This window comes from Geodermatophilus marinus (genome assembly GCF_003428645.1).
Classification (GTDB): Bacteria; Actinomycetota; Actinomycetes; order Mycobacteriales; family Geodermatophilaceae; genus Geodermatophilus.
In genome coordinates this window covers 1-18250 of the sequence record NZ_QVQH01000006.1, presented here as the reverse complement: position 1 = coordinate 18250, position 18250 = coordinate 1, and the positions used below count along the sequence as shown (strand labels likewise).

General features: G+C 75.9%; 15 protein-coding genes and 1 pseudogene. 7 read left to right on the top strand and 9 right to left on the bottom strand.

The features are described from left to right. Positions 1-32: 32 nt before the first annotated feature. The 6 genes from D0Z06_RS08635 to D0Z06_RS08610 form a co-directional block, all read right to left on the bottom strand. Positions 33-1595: an LGFP repeat-containing protein gene (locus D0Z06_RS08635; protein WP_158579920.1), complete on the bottom strand. Its 1563-nt coding sequence runs from the start codon at positions 1593-1595 to the stop codon at positions 33-35. Between the two features lie 220 nt (positions 1596-1815). Beyond that, positions 1816-2829, bottom strand: a complete 1014-nt coding sequence (gene meaB, locus D0Z06_RS08630) for a methylmalonyl Co-A mutase-associated GTPase MeaB (protein ID WP_117376975.1) — start codon at positions 2827-2829, stop codon at positions 1816-1818. Beyond that, entirely contained in the window at positions 2826-5036 is a 2211-nt protein-coding gene (gene scpA / locus D0Z06_RS08625) for a methylmalonyl-CoA mutase (protein ID WP_117376974.1), read from the bottom strand. The genes meaB and scpA overlap by 4 nt, the downstream gene beginning before the upstream one ends. Continuing rightward, entirely contained in the window at positions 5033-6913 is a 1881-nt protein-coding gene (locus D0Z06_RS08620; RefSeq protein WP_117376973.1) for a methylmalonyl-CoA mutase family protein, read from the bottom strand. The genes scpA and D0Z06_RS08620 overlap by 4 nt, the downstream gene beginning before the upstream one ends. Before the next feature lie 42 nt (positions 6914-6955). Next, positions 6956-8203 carry an amidohydrolase gene (locus D0Z06_RS08615; RefSeq protein WP_117377140.1) on the bottom strand — a complete coding sequence of 416 codons (1248 nt, stop codon included), beginning with the start codon at positions 8201-8203 and terminating at the stop codon, positions 6956-6958. 42 nt (positions 8204-8245) lie between these two features. After that, positions 8246-9448: a glutamate--cysteine ligase gene (locus D0Z06_RS08610; protein ID WP_117376972.1), complete on the bottom strand. Its 1203-nt coding sequence runs from the start codon at positions 9446-9448 to the stop codon at positions 8246-8248. Positions 9449-9547: 99 nt separating this feature from the next. Between D0Z06_RS08610 and D0Z06_RS08605 the strand changes: the two genes are divergently transcribed. Beyond that, on the top strand, positions 9548-10483 hold the full coding sequence (locus D0Z06_RS08605) for a LysR family transcriptional regulator (protein WP_158579919.1): 936 nt from the start codon (positions 9548-9550) through the stop codon (positions 10481-10483). Here D0Z06_RS08605 and D0Z06_RS08600 read toward each other — a convergent pair. Continuing rightward, positions 10455-10985 carry a 2,4'-dihydroxyacetophenone dioxygenase family protein gene (locus D0Z06_RS08600; protein ID WP_117376971.1) on the bottom strand — a complete coding sequence of 177 codons (531 nt, stop codon included), beginning with the start codon at positions 10983-10985 and terminating at the stop codon, positions 10455-10457. The two genes, D0Z06_RS08605 and D0Z06_RS08600, sit on opposite strands and share 29 nt — an antisense overlap. 157 nt (positions 10986-11142) lie before the next feature. Between D0Z06_RS08600 and D0Z06_RS08595 the strand changes: the two genes are divergently transcribed. The 4 genes from D0Z06_RS08595 to D0Z06_RS08580 are packed head-to-tail and all read left to right on the top strand — an operon-like array spanning position 11143 to position 15081. Then, a complete protein-coding gene (locus tag D0Z06_RS08595) occupies positions 11143-11952 on the top strand; it encodes a purine-nucleoside phosphorylase (protein WP_117376970.1) in 810 nt (269 codons plus the stop codon). Then, the gene (locus D0Z06_RS08590) at positions 11949-12764 is read left to right on the top strand and encodes an NAD-dependent epimerase/dehydratase family protein (protein WP_117376969.1); all 816 of its coding nucleotides are present in this window, start codon (positions 11949-11951) and stop codon (positions 12762-12764) included. The genes D0Z06_RS08595 and D0Z06_RS08590 overlap by 4 nt, the downstream gene beginning before the upstream one ends. Continuing rightward, a complete protein-coding gene (locus D0Z06_RS08585) occupies positions 12761-14386 on the top strand; it encodes a phospho-sugar mutase (RefSeq protein ID WP_117376968.1) in 1626 nt (541 codons plus the stop codon). The genes D0Z06_RS08590 and D0Z06_RS08585 overlap by 4 nt, the downstream gene beginning before the upstream one ends. 2 nt (positions 14387-14388) lie before the next feature. Beyond that, positions 14389-15081, top strand: a complete 693-nt coding sequence (locus tag D0Z06_RS08580; RefSeq protein WP_117376967.1) for a haloacid dehalogenase type II — start codon at positions 14389-14391, stop codon at positions 15079-15081. Between the two features lie 10 nt (positions 15082-15091). Here the strand turns inward: D0Z06_RS08580 and D0Z06_RS08575 are convergent, their stop codons facing one another. Beyond that, on the bottom strand, positions 15092-15535 hold the full coding sequence (locus D0Z06_RS08575; protein WP_117376966.1) for a DUF805 domain-containing protein: 444 nt from the start codon (positions 15533-15535) through the stop codon (positions 15092-15094). A 404-nt stretch (positions 15536-15939) separates the two neighbouring features. Between D0Z06_RS08575 and D0Z06_RS08570 the strand changes: the two genes are divergently transcribed. Both D0Z06_RS08570 and D0Z06_RS08565 read left to right on the top strand, forming a co-directional pair. After that, positions 15940-17163, top strand: coding sequence for an HNH endonuclease signature motif containing protein (locus tag D0Z06_RS08570; RefSeq protein ID WP_117376965.1), 1224 nt, complete (start codon positions 15940-15942; stop codon positions 17161-17163). 114 nt (positions 17164-17277) lie between these two features. After that, on the top strand, positions 17278-17862 hold the full coding sequence (locus D0Z06_RS08565; protein ID WP_117376964.1) for a DUF6318 family protein: 585 nt from the start codon (positions 17278-17280) through the stop codon (positions 17860-17862). 287 nt (positions 17863-18149) lie between these two features. Here D0Z06_RS08565 and D0Z06_RS08560 read toward each other — a convergent pair. Beyond that, a pseudogene (locus tag D0Z06_RS08560) lies at positions 18150-18250 on the bottom strand (IS5/IS1182 family transposase); the annotation flags it as partial.

Genomic DNA, 18250 nt, shown 5'->3' with positions numbered 1-18250 from the left:
GCCCGGATCGCGGCCGGTCCGGGCCGGTGCGATCAGCAGCCGCGGACGTCGTAGCCGCGCAGCGGAGGCCACGAGGCCGCGGGCGTCGTCGTCCAGTCGAAGACGGAGACGCCGATGGCGCCCAGGTCCGCGGCGGCCCGGGCCATCTGCTGGTGGTCCGCGGCGCTCACCGTGCTCCCGTAGCCCCCGATCACCGCCACGGCCGCGCAGGGTTCGCCCAGGTTGGCCCGCACGCGGGCGACGTTCTCGGCGGTGTACCGGTACGGGTCGCGCCACCCCGACTCGGCGGTGCGGTTGGTCCAGTAGGCCATCGGCAGCCAGACCTGGTAGTACCCGCTGATCTGCCGCCACGGGAAGTCCGGCCAGTAGGCGGGGCTGAGCACGTCGGTGACCACCGGGGGCAGCACGATGGCGCCGAGCGTCACGTCGGGCAGGGCCGCGGCCAGCCGCGCGGAGAGGTCCACCAGCCGGGCGTTGCGGGTGGGGACGTCGGCCACGGTCCGGTCCTCGATGTCGACGGCGATGGCGTCGAAGGCTTGCCCGGACGCCCGGAAGTCGGCCATCGCCCGCAGCCGGCGCAGGTCCGCGGCGACGTCGGTGAAGTGCGGCAGGTACCAGGCGACGACCCGGAGACCGCGGGCGTGCGCCCGGGTGAGGAACTGCCCGAGCAGGTCCGGGCTGAGCAGTTCCGGGTGGGCGGGGTCGTCGGCGGCCGCCTGCAGGTAGAGCGTGCGCACCCCGGCGTCGGCCATGGCGTCGACCGCGGACGGCGGGACGGCCGGGGTGGCCCCGCCGTACTCGCGGCTGAACCGGAACCGGGTGACCCAGGTGCCCGCGTGCTCGTAGGGCGCGAGCAGCGCGGTGCGCACGGCACCGGTGGCCGCGGTCCAGCGGAGGAAGCCGTACTGGAAGTCGCTCTGCCGGCCGCCGGTGACCGGGTACTCGTCGGTGATCGGGTACCCGAGCGGGCCGCCCTCCCAGCCCTGCGCGGCCCAGCGCTCGCGGATCGCGCCGTGCATCTCGTGCGCCCCGGTGCCCGGCGAGGAGTACACCGAGCCGCCCTGGAAGTGGCTGTAGGCACCGATCAGGTCGGCGGTCGGCCGCTCGTCGGTCAGCGGGTACCCCAGGAACCCGCGCGCCCCGCCCAGCCCGGTCCACCGGTCCCGGATCCAGCCGTGCACCTCGTGCGCCCCGGTGCCCGGCGTCGAGTAGACCGACCCGCCCTGGAAGTGGCTGAACGCCCCGACCCCGTCCGCCGCCGCCTGCTCGTCGGTGACCGGGAAGCCCAGGAAGCCCGTCGGCCCCCCGAGCCGGCGGTAGGTGTCCCGGACCCAGCCGTGGACCTCGTGCGCCCCGGTCGCCGCCGACCAGTAGACGGTGCCGGCGGTGTACTCCTGGGCCCGCCCACCGGCCACGGCGTACGGGGTGCCCACGGGCGTCCCCAGGATCGACGCCGTCCCCCCGAGTTCGCAGTAGAGCCGGGCGATCGGGTCGGTCTCCGTGCACACCACGGCCCGCGCGGGCGGCGCGGCCAGGAGGGCGGCCGCGAGGACGGCGACGAGCAGGAACGGCCGGGTGCGCGCGCGAGCCGGCATGGCGGCCATCTCCCCCACGGGCGCCGGCCGCGGGGTGCCCCGTGTCCGCCCGTGCCGCCATGGTCACCGACCGGCAGGAGCCCAGGCCAGGGCTGTTGGTCCGGCGCGACCAGGGTCCCCCGGCGGCGGTGGCGCCGCCCCTGGTCCTGCGGACGCCGCGGCGATCATGGAGTCCGGGAGGCGACACCCCGGGCCGGACCGGTGCGTCGCCTCCCGGACTTCAAGATCGCGGCAGAGGCGGGCCCTCCGGCGCGGCGAGGAAGGTCTCCAGCAGCTGCCGGGCCGCCAGCGCGGGGGTGAGCTCCCCGGCCAGCACCGCCTTCTCCAGCTCCGGCGCGGCCGACCGGACGCCGGGGTGCGACCGCAGCCGGTGCTCGAGGCCGTCGCGGACCAGCTGCCAGGTCCAGCGCACCTGCTGGGCCCGCCGCCGCTCCGCGAACGCCCCGGAGGCCCGGGACCGCTCCTGGTGCTCGACGAGCTTCGCCCACACCTCGTCGAGCCCCGCGCCGGAGAGCCCGGAGCAGGTCAGCACCGGCACGTCCCAGTTCTCGTCGTGGCCGCGCAGCATCCGGATGGCGCCGGCCAGCTCGCGGGCGGCCTTGCGGGCGTCGGTCGCGGCCGGACCGTCGGCCTTGTTCACCGCGATGACGTCGGCCAGCTCGAGGATGCCCCGCTTGATGCCCTGCAGCTGGTCACCGGTGCGGGCCAGCGTGAGGAACAGGAAGGAGTCGACCATCTCGGCGACGGCGGTCTCCGACTGCCCGACGCCGACGGTCTCCACCAGGACGACGTCGTGGCCGGCGGCCTCGACCACCACCATCGACTCCCGCGTCGCCTGGGCCACGCCGCCGAGGGTGCCCGCGGTCGGGGCGGGCCGGATGAAGGCCGCGGGGTCGACCGCCAGGCGGCTCATGCGGGTCTTGTCCCCGAGGATGGACCCGCCGGAGCGGGCCGACGACGGGTCGACGGCGAGCACCGCGACCCGGTGCCCCTGCCCGGTGAGGGTGACCCCGAGCGTGTCGATGAACGTCGACTTGCCGACGCCGGGGACGCCGCTGATGCCGACCCGGCGCGCTCCCCCGGTGTGCGGCAGCAGCTCGACGAGCAGCTCCTGCGCCCGCTCCCGGTGGTCGGCGCGCCGGGACTCGACCAGCGTGATGGCGCGCGAGACCGCGCGCCGCTCGCCGGCCACCACCCCCTCGGCCAGCGCCGGGAGGTCGACGGGACGGCTCACGCGTGGCCGAGGCCGGACGACAGGGTGCGCAGCAGCTCCTGGGCGGCCTCGGCGATGACGGTGCCGGGCGGGAAGACCGCGGCCGCGCCCATCTCGCGCAGCGTGGGGACGTCGTCGGGCGGGATGACGCCGCCGACCACGACGAGCACGTCGTCGGCGCCGGAGCCGGCCAGCGCCTGCTTGAGCGCCGGCACCAGGGTGAGGTGGCCGGCGGCCAGCGAGGAGACGCCGACGACATGCACGTCGGCCTCGACCGCCTGCCGGGCGACCTCCTCCGGGGTCTGGAACAGCGGGCCGACGTCGACGTCGAAGCCGAGGTCGGCGAAGGCGGTGGCGATGACCTTCTGGCCGCGGTCGTGGCCGTCCTGGCCCATCTTGGCCACCAGGATGCGGGGGCGCCGTCCCTCGGCCTCCTCGAACGCCTCGGCCAGGCGGCGGGTCTCCTCGACCGGTCCCGCGCCGCCGGCCTCGTCGCGGTACACCCCGGAGATGGTGCGCACCTGGCCGGCGTGCCGCCCGTAGACGGCCTCCAGCGCGTCGGAGATCTCCCCGACGGTGGCCTGGGCCCGGGCGGCGTCGACGGCCAGCTTCAGCAGGTTGGCCTCCAGGTCGTTGCCGCGGCGCCCCTCGGCGGCGGCCCGCGCGGCGTCGGTGAGCCGGTCCAGGGCCTCGCGGACGGCCGCGCCGTCCCGGGCGGCGCGCAGCTGCTCCAGCTTGGCCCGCTGCTCGGCGAGCACCTGGGCGTTGTCGACGCGGAGCACCTCGATGGCCTCGTCGGCGTCCACCCGGTACTTGTTGACCCCGATCACCGGCTGGCGGCCGGAGTCGATGCGGGCCTGGGTGCGGGCGGCGGCCTCCTCGATGCGCAGCTTGGGGATGCCGTCGTCGATCGCCTGGGCCATGCCGCCGTGCTCGGCGACCTCCTCGATGTGCGCCCACGCCCGGCGGGCCAGGTCGTAGGTCAGCTTCTCCACGTAGGCCGACCCGCCCCACGGGTCGATGACCCGCGTGGTGCCCGACTCCTGCTGCAGCAGCAGCTGGGTGTTGCGGGCGATCCGCGCGGAGAAGTCGGTGGGCAGCGCGAGCGCCTCGTCGAGGGCGTTGGTGTGCAGCGACTGGGTGTGCCCCTGGGTGGCGGCCATCGCCTCCAGGCAGGTGCGGACGACGTTGTTGTAGACGTCCTGCGCCGTGAGCGACCAGCCGGAGGTCTGCGAGTGGGTGCGCAGCGACATCGACTTCGGGTCGATGGCGCCGGCCTCCCGCATGAGCCGGGCCCACAGCAGGCGGGCGGCGCGCAGCTTGGCGACCTCCATGAAGAAGTTCATGCCGATGGCCCAGAAGAAGCTCAGCCGCGGGGCGAACGCGTCGACGTCCAGCCCGGCGGCCTTGCCCGCGCGCACGTACTCCACCCCGTCGGCCAGCGTGTAGGCCAGCTCCAGGTCGGCGGTCGCCCCGGCCTCCTGGATGTGGTAGCCGGAGATGGAGATCGAGTTGAACCGCGGCATCCGCTGCGAGGTGAACGCGAAGATGTCGCTGACGATCTGCATCGACGGCTTCGGCGGGTAGATGTAGGTGTTGCGGACCATGAACTCCTTGAGGATGTCGTTCTGGATGGTCCCGGCCAGCTGCTCGGGCGCGACGCCCTGCTCCTCGGCGGCCAGCACGTAGAGCGCCATCACCGGCAGGACGGCGCCGTTCATGGTCATCGACACGGTCATCCGGTCCAGCGGGATGCCGTCGAAGAGCTGGCGCATGTCCAGGATCGAGTCGATCGCCACGCCGGCCATGCCGACGTCGCCCACCACGCGCGGGTGGTCGGAGTCGTACCCGCGGTGGGTGGGCAGGTCGAAGGCGATCGACAGGCCCTTCTGCCCGGCGGCCAGGTTGCGCCGGTAGAAGGCGTTGGACGCAGCGGCGGTGGAGAACCCGGCGTACTGCCGGACCGTCCACGGCTGGGTCGTGTACATCGTCGGGTAGGGCCCGCGCAGGAACGGCGCGAGGCCCGGGTAGGTGCCGAGGAAGTCCAGCCCGTCGAGGTCGGCGGGGGTGAACAGCGGCGGGACGACGATGCCCTCGGGGGTCTCCCAGGCCGCCTCGGCCGCGCTCCGGCCGGTCGCCGCCTCGAACGCCTTCGCCCAGTCCTCGCCCGCCGCCCCGGCAGACGGCCGGCCCAGCTCGAGGTTCCCGAAGTCGGGGATGCTGCTCATCGGCTCACTCCCAGCTGCTCGTGCACGGTGCGGAGCACGTCCAGGGCGTCGCACCCGGCGTAGGCGTACCCGTCGACGCCGTCGACGGCGAGGCCGGGCCTGCCGGCCAGCCAGACCGAGGTCGCGCCGGCGGCCCGCAGCTGGCCGGCCAGCCCGGCGGCGGACTCGGCGTAGTCGGCGTCGGTGCCGCAGATGCAGGCCACCGCCGTCCCGGCCCCGGCCAGCCCGCCCGCCCCGTCGCCGGCCGGGGTGGCCAGGCCGCCGGCCTGGAACAGGTTCGCCGCGAACGTGGCCCGGGCGGTGTGCCTGGCTGCGGGCCCGAGGGTCGCCAGGTAGACCGCGGGCCGCGTGCCCGCCGACGCGGCGGAATCGGCGGCGTCGCGCAGCTCCTCGAAGGCCTGCGCGGCGCGCACCCGCGGCAGCCCCCCGGAGGGGCGCAGGTCGGCCGCCGGCGTGCGCTGCGGCAGCGTCTCGGCGAGGTTCGGGAACTCGCTGACCCCGGTGATCGCGTCGGCGCGCCGGGCCAGCCGGCTCGCCCGCGCCGCCCAGGCCGCGGCGATCCGGTCGCCCACCAGCCCGGAGCCCAGCGCCGCGGCCAGCCCGCCGGCCCGCTCGATCTCGGTGAACCACGCCCACGCGGCCCGGGCGAGGTCCTCGGTGAGCCGCTCGACGTACCAGGAGCCCCCGGCCGGGTCGAGCACCCGGGCCAGCGAGCCCTCCTCCACCAGCAGGCTCTGCGTGTTGCGGGCGATCCGGCGGGAGAAGGCGTCGGGCAGGCCGAGCGCGGCGTCGAAGGGCTGCACGGTGACCACGCCGGCACCCCCCACCCCGGCGGCGAAGCAGGCCACCGTCGTGCGCAGCATGTTCACCCACGGGTCGCGCCGGGTGGTCATCACCGAGGAGGTGACCGCGTGCTGCCGCTGCGCCCGCGCCTGCGGGGAGGCGCCGCTGGCCTCCCCCACCCGGTCCCACAGCCGGCGGGCGGCGCGCAGCGCGGCGATCGTGGTGAACTGGTCGGCGGTGGCCGCGTACCGGAACTCCAGCGCGGCGAAGGCCTCGTCCACGCCCAGGCCGCCGTCGGTCAGCGCCCGCAGGTAGGCCACGCCCGCGGCCAGCGAGCAGCCCAGCTCCTCCACCGCCGAGGCCCCGGCGTCGGCGTACACGGTCGCGTCGACGACGACGGTCCGCCAGCCCGCGGGAGCGCGGCGGGCGAGGCCGGCCAGGCCGGTGAGGTCCCGCTCCTGGCCCGACGCGGCCCGCTCGCCCAGCGGGTCCAGCCCCAGCGAGCCGCCCGGCGCCAGGTCGGTGCGCCCCTCGACCAGGGCCAGCAGCGCCTCGGCCGCCGGCACCCCGCCGGAGACGCCGACGGGGGCCAGGTCGAGGTACACCCCGTCGAGCACGTCCCGCAGCGCCCCGACCGGGACGGCGCCCTCGCCCAGCACCAGCCACAGCGAGGTGACGCCGTTCTCCAGGTCGGCGTGCACCGCCTCCCGCGTGACCGCCACGTCCGGGTGGGCGTGCCGCTGCCGGACGTCCCAGCCGGCGGGCACGCCGCCGTCCGCCGTGCCCGGGCGGGCACCGCGGACGAAGGGCGCCAGGCCCGGCACGCCGGCGGCGGTCGGCAGGTCACCGGCGTCCTCGGCGGTGTAGAGCGGGCCCACGCTCACACCGGTGGCCACGGTGCGCCGCAGCGCGTCCTCCACCGGGTCGGGCAGCTCGTCGCGACCCGCCTTGCGCAGCACGCCGGCCACCAGCTCCCGCCACCGGTCGCGGGTGGCGGCCGGGAACCCGTCGGCCAGCCGCAGCTCGTCGGGGATCTCGTGCTCGGCCGGCACCTCGGCGTCGCCGGGACCGGCCGTCTCGGGCGGGCTCGTCATCGTTGGCTCCCGGGGCGAGGCAGCGGTGTCTTCCCGGAGTGTCTACCGCCGCCCGGGGCGCCCGGTGCGCCCGGGGTGCGGCGAGGGGCCGGGCGGCGGGGAACCGGCGTCGGCGGCGAGGGCGTGCAGCGCGGTCCGGGCCAGCAGCCGGACGCCGACGGAGATGGCCTGCTCGTCGACGTCGAAGGTGCCGCGGTGCAGGTCCAGCGGGGCGCCCTTGCCGTTGGTGCCCAGCCGGGCCAGGGAGATCGGCATGACGTCGGCGAACCAGCCGAAGTCCTCACCGCCCATGCTCTGCGGGGACAGCCGCACCGACTCGCTGCCGACGGTCTCCAGCGCGGCCGCCCGCATGAGCGCCACCGACCGCGGGTCGTTGACCACCGGGGGGACGCCGCGCACGTAGTCGACCTCGCACCGGGCGCCGGTGGTGGCCGCCACCCGCTCGACCAGACCGCGCAGCAGCGTCTCGGCGTCCTGCCAGGTGCTGCGGTCCAGCACGCGGACGGTGCCGCGGAGCTGGCCGCGCTGCGGGATGGCGTTGGCCGCCACCCCGGCGCTGACCGCCCCCCACACGAGGGACATCCCCGCCCGCGGGTCGACCTGGCGGGAGAGCAGGGCCGGCAGGTCGGTGATCAGCCGCCCCAGGGCGTCGACGAGGTCGACGGTGAGCTGCGGTCGGGCGGTGTGCCCCCCGGGCCCGGTGAGGACGACGTCCATCCGGTCGCAGGCGGCGGTGATCGCACCGGTCCGCAGCCCCACGGTGCCGACCGGGATCGACGGGTCGCAGTGCAGCGCGAACGCGCGGGAGGCGCCGTCGAGCACGCCGGCGGCCACCACCTCGGTCGCCCCGCCGGGCACCGTCTCCTCCGCCGGCTGGAACACGCAGCGCACCGTTCCCGGCAGGTCGTCCAGCGCGGCGAGGGCCAGGAGCGCCCCGAGGACGACGGTGGTGTGCACGTCGTGCCCGCAGGCGTGGCACATGCCCTCGCGGGTCGAGGCGTACGGGACGTCCTTGAGATCGGCCAGGGGCAGCGCGTCGATGTCGGCGCGGAGCACGACGACCGGGTCGCCGTCCCCCACCTCCACCACCAGGCCGGTCCCGGTGGGCAGCCGGCGCGGGGCGAGCCCGGCGTCGCGCAGCTTCTGCTCGAGGAAGGACGTGGTCTCGAACTCCGCGAAGGCCAGCTCGGGGTGCGCGTGCAGGTGCCGCCGGACGGTGACCAGCTTCGCGTGCCGTTCCCCGACCCACTCGTCGACCGCGGCGCCGAGCTTGTCGACGACCGGTGTCATGCCCATTGCCCCCCGGCCGTCATGCCGTTCGCCCCCCGGCGCTCATGCCGTTCGCCCCTCGGCGCAGCCGGCCGTGCCGCTGACCGGGCCGGACGGGACGGCGACCGGCCCCGACGGCAGGCCGCCCCGCAGCTCCGCCAGCAGGCTGTCCACGACGGCGTGCAGGTCGCCGCCGGCCGCGGCCGCCGCCGCCCGCTGCCGCTGGTAGGAGGCGCCGACGGCCAGGATGCGCTCCACGTCGGCCAGCTCGGCCGAGCAGCCCAGCCGGCGGGCGGTGGGGGCGAGGTCCTCGACCAGGTCGGAGATCGCCTGCCGGACCGGGCGGACGGTGCCCTTCTCGTCGACGACGATGTCGGCGTCCAGGCCGTAGCGGGCCGCCCGCCACTTGTTCTCGCGCAGCACCCAGTCGGCCGGCGTCGGCAGGGTGTAGCCGCGGTCGAGCTGGGTGTCGAACTGCTCGACCAGGCACTGGGAGAGCGCCGCGACCGCACCGACCTCGTCGAGGGTCGGCAGCCCGTCGCAGATGCGCAGCTCCACGGTGCCGAAGTCCGGGTGCGGGCGGATGTCCCACCACACCTCGCGCACGCTCTCGATGGTGTGCGTGCTGATCAGGGTGTCCATGTACTTCTCGAAGCGGTCCCAGCCGGAGAGCTGGTAGGGCAGCCCGGCGGTCGGCATCCCCTCGAAGACCTTGGACCGGGCGCTGGCCAGGCCGGTGTCGGCACCCACCCAGTACGGGGAGGACGCCGAGAGGGCGAGGAAGTGCGGCACGAACTGGGTGAGCGCGTTGACGATCGGGATCGCCTTCTCCGGCGCCCGGACGCCGACGTGCACGTGCACCCCGAAGATCTGCAGCCGCCGCGCGAGCCACTGCATCTTCTCCACCAGCTGCAGGTACCGCTCCTTGGGCGAGATCTGCTGGGTCTGCCAGTCGGTGAGGGGGTGGGTGCCGGCGCACATCACGCCGAGGCCGCGGGCCTCGGCCGCCGCGCACACCTCGGCGAGGGTGCCCGCGAGGTCGGCCTTGGCCTCGGCCACGGTGGTGCAGATGCCGGTGATGATCTCGACGGTCGACTGCAGCAGCTCGTGCTTGGCCTTGGGGTGCTCCGCGGCCCCCTCCGGCGTCATCTCGCGGAGGATCTCCACCGCTCCGGCGGTCAGCTCCCGGGTCTCCCGGTCGACGAGCTGCAGCTCCCACTCGACGCCGAGGCTGGCGCGTTCGGAGGAGTGGAAGGGGATCTGCACCCCACGAGTCTAGGTTCGGCGGCCCGGGACCGCCGGGTCGTGTCCCGGGCCCCGGGGAGAACCTTTCCCGGGCGGGGCCGCGCGCCGCATGCTGGCCGGGTGGACGTCGACCTGCGGCTGGTGCGCTACGTCGTGGCGATCGCCGACGCGGGCACCTACGGGCGCGCGGCCGCCGCCCTGCACGTGGCCACCCCGTCGCTGTCGCAGCAGATCCGCCGGTTCGAGCAGCAGCTGGGCTGCGTGCTCTTCGAGCGGGACCACCGCGGCGCCCGGCTCACCGCGGCCGGCGAGGAGTTCCTGCCGCTGGCCCGCGAGCTGCTGGCCGTGCAGGACCGCGCCCTCGCCGTCACCCGGCGGCACCGCCGCGCCCGGCGGGCGGTGCTGCGCGTGGGGTTCCTCACCGGGGTCGCCGGCCCGCTCACCCGGCCGATCCTCGACCGGCTGGCGGAGCGGGCCCCGGGTACATCGGTCGAGCTGGTCGCCCTCGGCTGGGGCGACCAGGTGGCGGCGGTGGTCAGCGGCCGGGTGGACGCGGCCTTCGCCCGCCCACCCCTGCCGGCCGCGGACGGCGTGCTCGTCGAGCCGGTGTTGGCCGAGCCCCGGGTCGCGGTCGTGCGCGCCGGGCACCCGCTGGCCGGGCGCGCGTCGCTGCGCATCGCCGACCTGGCCGGGGTGGTCCAGCCGTGGACCGACGCGGCACCGCCCGAGTGGGTGCGCTGGTGGTCGGTGGACCCGGGCCCCGACGGCTCGCGCGCCCGGTTCGGCCCGACGGTGCACGGCATCGAGGAGATGCTCGAGGCGGTCGCGGTCTCCGACGTCGTCGCCATCACCGCGGAGTCGGTCCGGCACGTGTACCCGCGCGCCGACCTGGTGTTCACGCCGATCGTCGACGTCGAGCCCACGGCGGTGGCCCTCGTCGTCCCGCACCCCCACCGGAACCCGCTCGTGGACTGCCTGCTCGGGGCGGTGCGCGAGCTGCGGGCGCCCCCGGGGGCGGGGACGGCGATCAGCCCGCCGCCGCGCCCGTGCGCCTGATGTGGTCGGCCGCGCCGTTGGCCTTCGCCGCCTCGTACATCCAGTCGATGTCGATGACGCCGAGCACGGTGCCGTCCTCGTCGACGCCGGCGATCGGGCCGTAGCCGAAGGCCAGCATCGTGGTGCCCTCCGGGCTGACCACGGGCATGTGCGTGATCCCGCCGGCCTCCTTGATGTACTCGCCCTCGCCGACGTAGCGGTCGTCGTAGCCCCACCAGCCCTGCAGCGTGAAGGCGTGCGCGGCGCCGTAGTGCTTGTGCAACGCCGCCACGGTGCCGGGCTCGACCCGCAGCAGGAAGACCATGAGCGAGCTGTCGTCGTCGACGTGCAGCAGCTTGAAGTGGGTGCCCGGCATCCCCCACGGCGTCCACGGCACGTCGCCGGCGTGCACCAGCTCCGAGCCGTCGGCGAAGGTCGTGCCGAACCGGGCGTGCACCGCGCCCGGCGACTCGACGGGGGTGGGCATCGGGGTGCTGTCGGGGCGTTCGGGTGCGAGCGTCATGGCGACCTCCTCGTCGGCATCCGGTGCGCCGAGCCTCGACCCGGCGGCCGGCGGCGTCCATGACCTGTCCGGCCGCTGGTGTGAGGCACTGCCTCACACCAGCGGTGACGGCGCCGGCCCGGGATGCGCCCGGCCGGTGCTGCGTTAGCGTCCGGGCGTGGACGAGTCCCTCCCCGCCGACCCCGCCGCCCTCGCCGCCCGCGCGGCCGAGGACCTCACGACCGCCCTCGGTGACGGGCACGACGTCGCCGTCGTCATGGGCTCCGGGTGGGCCCCGGCGGCCGACGCCTTCGGCGAGCCCGCGGCCACCGTCGCGATCGGCGACCTGCCCGGTTTCGCCGCTCCGACCGCGGTGGGGCACGGCGGGGAGATCCGCTCGGTGCGGGTGGGCGAGCGCCGGGTGCTGCTCTTCCTCGGCCGCACCCACCTCTACGAGGGGCACGGCGTGGCGGCCGTCGTGCACGGCGTGCGGACGGCGGCCGCGGCGGGCGTGCGCACCGTCGTCCTCACCAACGCCGCCGGCGGGCTGGCCGCCGAGCACCGCGTCGGGCAGGCCGTGCTGGTGAGCGACCACCTCAACCTGACCGCCCGGTCGCCCCTGGTCGGCGCCACGTTCGTCGACCTCACCGACCTCTACTCGGCCCGGCTGCGCGACCTGGCCCGGGAGCTCGACCCGTCGCTGACCGAGGGCGTGTACGCCGCGTTGCCCGGCCCGCACTACGAGACGCCGGCCGAGATCCGGATGCTGCGGGCGCTCGGCGCGGACCTGGTCGGCATGTCCACGGCGCTGGAGGCGATCGCCGCCCGGGCCGCCGGGTGCGAGGTGCTGGCGCTGTCCATGGTCACCAACGCCGCCGCCGGGATCACCGGGGAGGCGCTGGACCACGCGGAGGTGCTGGCGGCCGGGAAGGCCGCGGCCGGCCGGCTGGGCGAGTACCTGGTGCGCGTGATCGGGCGGCTGCCGTGAGCGGGCCGGTCCTGCTGACCGGCGCCGGAGGGCGGATCGGCACGGTCCTGCGCGGCGGGCTGCCCGAGCGCGGCTGGGCGCTGCGCAGCCTCGACGTGGCCCCGCTGACCGACGTCCGGCCCGGTGAGGAGGAGGTCGTCGCCGACGTCACCGACCTGGCCGCCGTGCTCGACGCCGTCGCGGGCGCCTCGGCGGTCGTCCACCTGGCCGGCGTCTCCGGCGAGAGCACGTGGCCGGTGATCTCGCACGCGAACATCGAGGGCACCTACTGCGCCCTGGAGGCCGCCCGGCGGGCGGGCGTCGAGCGGGTGGTGCTCGCGTCGAGCAACCACGCGACCGGCTACACCCCGCGCCCGGACGGCGGGCTGCTGCGCGAGGTCGACGCCCCGCCGCGGCCCGACACCTACTACGGGGTGTCGAAGGTGGCGATGGAGGCGCTCGGCTCGCTGTACGCCGACCGGTACGGGATGGACGTCGTCTGCCTGCGGATCGGCAGCGCCTTCCCCGAGCCGACGACGGTGCGGATGCTGGCCACCTGGCTCTCCCCGGGCGACCAGGTCGGACTGGTCGACGCGGCGCTGCGGGCGCCGTCCCCCGGCTTCGCGGTCGTGTGGGGCGTGTCGGCCAACACCCGCAACTGGTGGGACCTCACCGCCGCCCGCGCGCTGGGCTACGAACCGGCCGACGACGCGGAGGTCTTCGCCGAGGCGCTCGTCGAGGCGCACGGCGCGCCCGATCCCGCCGACCCGGTGCACCGGCTGGTCGGCGGGCAGTACACGCTGCCGGAGTTCGACGCGGAGCACTTCTCGTGAGTCTGCTGGCCCGTGCCCGCGACTGGGCCGACGCCGACCCCCATCCCGGCGACCGGGCCGAGATCGAGGCGCTGATCGGGTCCGAGGACCTCGACGAGCTCGCGCGCCGGTTCGCCGGCCCGCTGACGTTCGGCACCGCCGGGCTGCGCGGGCCGCTGCGCGCCGGGCCGGCCGGGATGAACGCCGCCGTCGTCACCCGGGCCGCCGCCGGCCTGGCCGCGTGGCTGGCCCGGGCCGGGCACGCCGGGGGCGGCGTGGTGATCGGCTACGACGCCCGGCGCCGCTCGGACGAGTTCGCGCACGTGTCGGCGGCCGTGCTGGCCGGCGCCGGGTTCGCGGTGCAGGTGCTCCCCCGGCCGCTGCCCACGCCGGTGCTGGCCTTCGCGGTGCGGCACCTGGGCTGCGCGGCCGGCGTGATGGTCACCGCCAGCCACAACCCGCCCGAGGACAACGGCTACAAGGTCTACCTGGCCGACGGCGCACAGCTGGTGCCCCCGGCCGACCGGAAGATCGAGGCCGCGATCGCCGCGGTCGGCCCGGCGCGGGAGGTCCCGCTCTCCGACGACTGGGGCACCCTCGGGGACGACGTCCGCGACGACTACGTGGCCGCGGTGGTGCGGGCCCTCGACCCGGGCCGGGTGCCGGCCGCCGACCGCGCCGCGCTGACCGTGGCCTACACCGCGATGCACGGCGTGGGCGCCGACACCACCCGCGCGGTGCTCGCCGCAGCCGGGTTCGCCGCGCCCTCCCCGGTCGAGCAGCAGGACGGACCCGACCCGGCCTTCCCGACCGTCGCGTTCCCCAACCCGGAGGAGCCCGGCGCGGTCGACCTGCTGACCGCGCTCGCCGAGCGGGTCGGCGCCGACGTCGCCATCGCCCAGGACCCGGACGCCGACCGCTGCGCGGTGGTGTGCGAGGGCCGGCGGCTGACCGGCGACGAGGTGGGCGCCCTGCTGGCCGACTGGCTGCTGCGCCGCGGCGTGCGCGGCACCTACGCGGCGTCCCTGGTCAGCGGTTCGCTGCTGCACGCCCTCGCCGGCGCCCACGGGGTGCGGTTCGCCGAGACCCCGACCGGGTTCAAGTGGATCATCCGCGCCGGGGTGCCGGAGCAGCCGCTGGTGTTCGGCTACGAGGAGGCGCTGGGGTACGCCGTCGCCCCGGAGGTGGTCCGGGACAAGGACGGCATCTCCGCCGCGCTGGCGCTCGTCCTGCTGGCCGCCGAGCTGCGGGCGACCGGGCGCACCTTGCTCGACCGGCTCGACGAGCTGGCGGTGGAGCACGGGCTGTTCGCCACCGGGCAGCTGTCGGTGCGGGTGGAGGACCTCTCGCTGATCTCCGCGGCGATGGAGCGGCTGCGGGCCGCGCCGCCGTCCCGCCTGCTCGGCCGGGAGGTGGCCGCGGCCGACCTGCGCGACGAGGACCCGCCGGTGGACGCCGTCCGGCTGCTCGGGGACGGCGTGCGGGTCGTGGTGCGGCCCAGCGGCACCGAGCCGAAGCTCAAGGCCTACCTGGAGACGGTGGTGCCCGTGCACGACGACGCCGGCGTCCTCGCCGCGCGCGGCCGCGGCGCCGACGAGCTGGACCAGCTGCGGGCCGAGATGTCGGCGGCGCTGGGGCTGTAGCGGTGGAGGTCCGGGCGCTGGTCTTCGACGTGTTCGGCACGGTGGTCGACTGGCGCGGCGGGGTCGCGCGGGAGGCCGCGCGGCTGCTGGGGGACGCCGTCGACCCGTTCGCCCTGGCCGACGACTGGCGCGGGCGCTACCAGCCTTCCCTGGAGGAGGTGCGGTCCGGACGGCGGCCGTTCGCCCCGCTCGACGTCCTGCACCGCGAGTCCCTGGACGCCGTCCTCACCGCCGCCGGGTCGGCCGGCACCCCGCCGGCCGTCCGCGAGGAGCTGGTGCTGGCCTGGCACCGGCTCGACCCCTGGCCCGACGTCCTCCCCGGGCTCGCGCGGCTGCGCCGCCGGTTCGTGCTGGCGCCGCTGTCCAACGGCAACGTGGCGCTGCTGGTCGACCTGGCCCGCCGGGCGGGCCTGCCGTGGGACCTCGTGCTCGGCGCGGAGATCGCCGGGCGGTACAAACCCGACCCGGCGGTCTACGACTCGGTGCCGCGGCTGCTGGCGGTGCCGCCGTCCGCCGTCCTGATGGTGGCCGCGCACGGCGACGACCTCGCCGCCGCGCGCGCCCGCGGGCTGCGCACCGCCTACGTGCACCGGCCCGACGAGTTCGGCGGGCGGCCGGTGCCGCCCGCCGAGGACCCGGACGCCGACCTGTCGGTCCCCTCCTTCGAGGAGCTGGCCGACCGGCTGGGCGCCTGACGCGCTTGCGTCAGCGGAGGACCGGTTGCGGGTGCGGCCGCGCCGCCGGGACGTCCCGGAGCCACGGTGGCCGACCGTAGACGTTGATCCCCTGCTCGCCCTCCAGGAAGCCGACCGTGATCAGGAGGACGAGCGGGCCGACGATCGGGACGAGCCCCCACAGCAGCCACCAGGCCGAGTGCCCGCGGTCGTGCAGCCGGGTGACGGTGGCGCTCCACGAGGGCGCGAGCAGCAGCAGGTTCGTCGCCAGCAGGATCGGGCCGCCGCTGCTGGTGGCCGAGAAGTCGAACGACGAGCCGTCGGAGGTGTAGCTCGTCGTGTACCACGCCAGCCCGAGCTGGAAGTCCAGCACCGCGGCGACGAGCGACGCCGCGGCGATCGGCAGCACGTAGTGCAGCCAGTAGGTCCTGCGGCCGATCCGGCCCCGCCGCACGTACCAGTTGCCCGAGTCCATGTCCTTCTCCCGTGTCCGCCCCGTGGGGTCCGTTCCGTCGGGAGGAGGTTCGCGGGGCGCGCTTGCGCCGCGCTGGGGCCGCGCTGGGGCGCGACCTGAGCGGCTGGGCCCCGGCTGCCGGTCCTGCCGGGCTGCGGGACCCGGCGCCGCGGGGCCGGCTGCGGTGCGCGCTCCGCCAGGCCTCCGGCCCCGTCGAGAGGTGGACGGGTGCGCAGTTCCCGCGAGGCGCCTCCCGCCCCGGACGCCGCGGCCCCGGTCCCCGGTCCCCCGGCCCCCCGGTCCCCCGGTCCCCCGGTCCCCCGGTCCCCGATCACGCTTCTGACCTGCGCGTTTCTGTCGTACCCCTCCCCTACCGTGGGCGTGTCGGCAGGTCGACCGGTGGCAGTCCGGAGGAGGGAGGCGGGATGTCCGAGCTGGGTTCCGCCCTCGATGAGCTGACCGGCCTCGACCTCGACGAGCTGGCCGACGGGCCGCTGCTGGAGCTGGTCGGCGAGCTGGTGACCGCGGCCAACCGGGTCGCCGCCGCCCTCACCACCGCGGTGCGCGCGGCCGACCGCCGCGAGGCCCACCGCCGCGACGGCGCGGTGTCGATGCGGGCCTGGCTGCGCGGGCAGTGCCGGCTGGCGCCCTCCGACGCCGCCGCGATCGTCTCCACCGGCCGGCGCCTGGCCGGCATGCCCGCCACCGCGGCCGCCTTCGCCGCCGGCGAGATCACCGCCGCGCACGCCCGGGTGATCACCAAGGCCATGACCCCGCGCCGGGTCGCCAAGGCGGCCGAGGCCGGCATCGACCACACCGTCACCGACCGCATCCTGGCCGAGCTCGCCCGCCGGACGGGTCCCGGCGAGACGGCCCAGGGCGTGGCCCGCTGGGTGGCCGGCGTCGACCCCGACGGCACCCTCGACGACGCCGCCGACACCCGCCGCCGGCTCTCCCTCGCCGCCGGCACCGACGGGCGGGTCCACCTGCGCGGTGAGCTCGACGCGGTCGGCGGGGAGGTCGTGCGCACCGCGCTGACCGCCCTCATGAACGGCGACCGCCCGGCCGGAGACCTGCGCGGGCACGCCGAGCGGCAGGCCGACGCCCTGGTCGCCCTCGCTCGCGGTGCGCTCGACGGCGGCGCGCTGCCCGCGGTGCGCGGCGAACGAGCGCACGTGCGCGTCACCATCGACTGGCAGGCCCTGTGCGCGGCCCGCGGCACCCCCGGCGTGGCCGGCGGCGAGCTCGGCTGGGCCGGTCCGATCAACCCCGAGACGGCCCGCCGGCTGGCCTGCGACGCACAGGTCGTCCGCATCATCACCGGCCCCGACGGGCTGCCCCTCGACGTCGGCCGCGCCCAGCGCACCGCCACCGCCGCCATCCGCCGCGCCGTCGAACTGCGCGACGGGCACTGCGTCTTCGCCGGCTGCGACGCCCCACCCGAGTGGTGCGACGTGCACCACGTCATCCACTGGGCGTTCGGCGGGCCGACCTCCTGCGACAACGGCGCCCTGCTCTGCGAACGGCACCACACCGCCTGCCACGAGGGCGGCTTCAGCGTCAGCCGCGACCCGCGCACCAGCACCTGGCACACCCGGCGGCCCGACGGCAGCGAGGTCCGACCGCCGCTCCCGCACCTCCGGATCTGACGCGGGGCCCGCCGCCCATGCGATCGGGTGACCTGTCCACAGGGGTCCGTGCTCGGAGCGCCGACTCTCCGTAGTCTCCCGGCGACCAGGTGGGCGGCACGGGGGTGGGACGACGTGACTCTGCGCGGCACGCGGCGGGTGGCCGCCTGCCTGCTGGTGGGCTCGGCACTGCTCGGCGGCTGCTCGGGCGGGCAGCCGGCCAGCGGGACGCTGCCCGAGGTGAGCCCCTCCGCGCCGGAAACCGAGGCAGCGCTCGAGCCGCTCGGGCCCGCGGACCTGCCCATGCCCGACGAGGCGCGCACCCAGGACGCCGCCGGGGCGCAAGCCTTCGTGCGGTACTACATCGCGCTCATCAACCGGACGTCGACGGTGATGGACGCCGCCCCCCTCCGCGAGTTCAGCAGCGGGTGCCAGGAGTGCGACCGGATCGCCAGCAACACGGAGGCAGATCATTCGGCAGGGCTTAGGTACGGCGGTGGTGAGATCGTCATAACGGAGGCGACGCAGCCGTTGATCTCCGACACCCGAGCCGAAATGGCCATCAGGGTCGATCAAGACCCACTACGAGTCATCGACTCGGCAGGAGAAGTGAACAGCGAACTCTCCTCCGAGGCATACCGCAACCTAAGTGGAAGCGCCACAGTGGTATGGGATGAGGGTCGAGACACTTGGCTAATGAGCGGACTATCTTTCGAATGAGATCGTCAATCTCGCGAGTGGTTATATGTTTGATTGCAGCTTGCATAGCAGCCTCACTGGCAACTCCTGCCGCATCCGCCAGCGACACAAACTGCGGACGTCGAGTATGCCCGGACGTGAATTTCGCACCTAGCGCACTGACTGCTGCATACGCAGCAGAAAACTCGGGCGGCCTCTGGGTCGCCGACAATGTTGCCCCTGGCGACCATCCTTGGTCATATCGCCTCTCCACTCCATGTGAGGTTGACACTGAGCCTTTCCCAGTAGCGGGTCCGCCGGCCGGTTGATCACGTAGTGCGGTCGTGCATGTGGTGGAGCAGGACGAGGGCGGCGGCGGTGATGGCGCCGATGCGCCAGGGGCACAAGCTGACCCGGCGCAGCGCCTTGA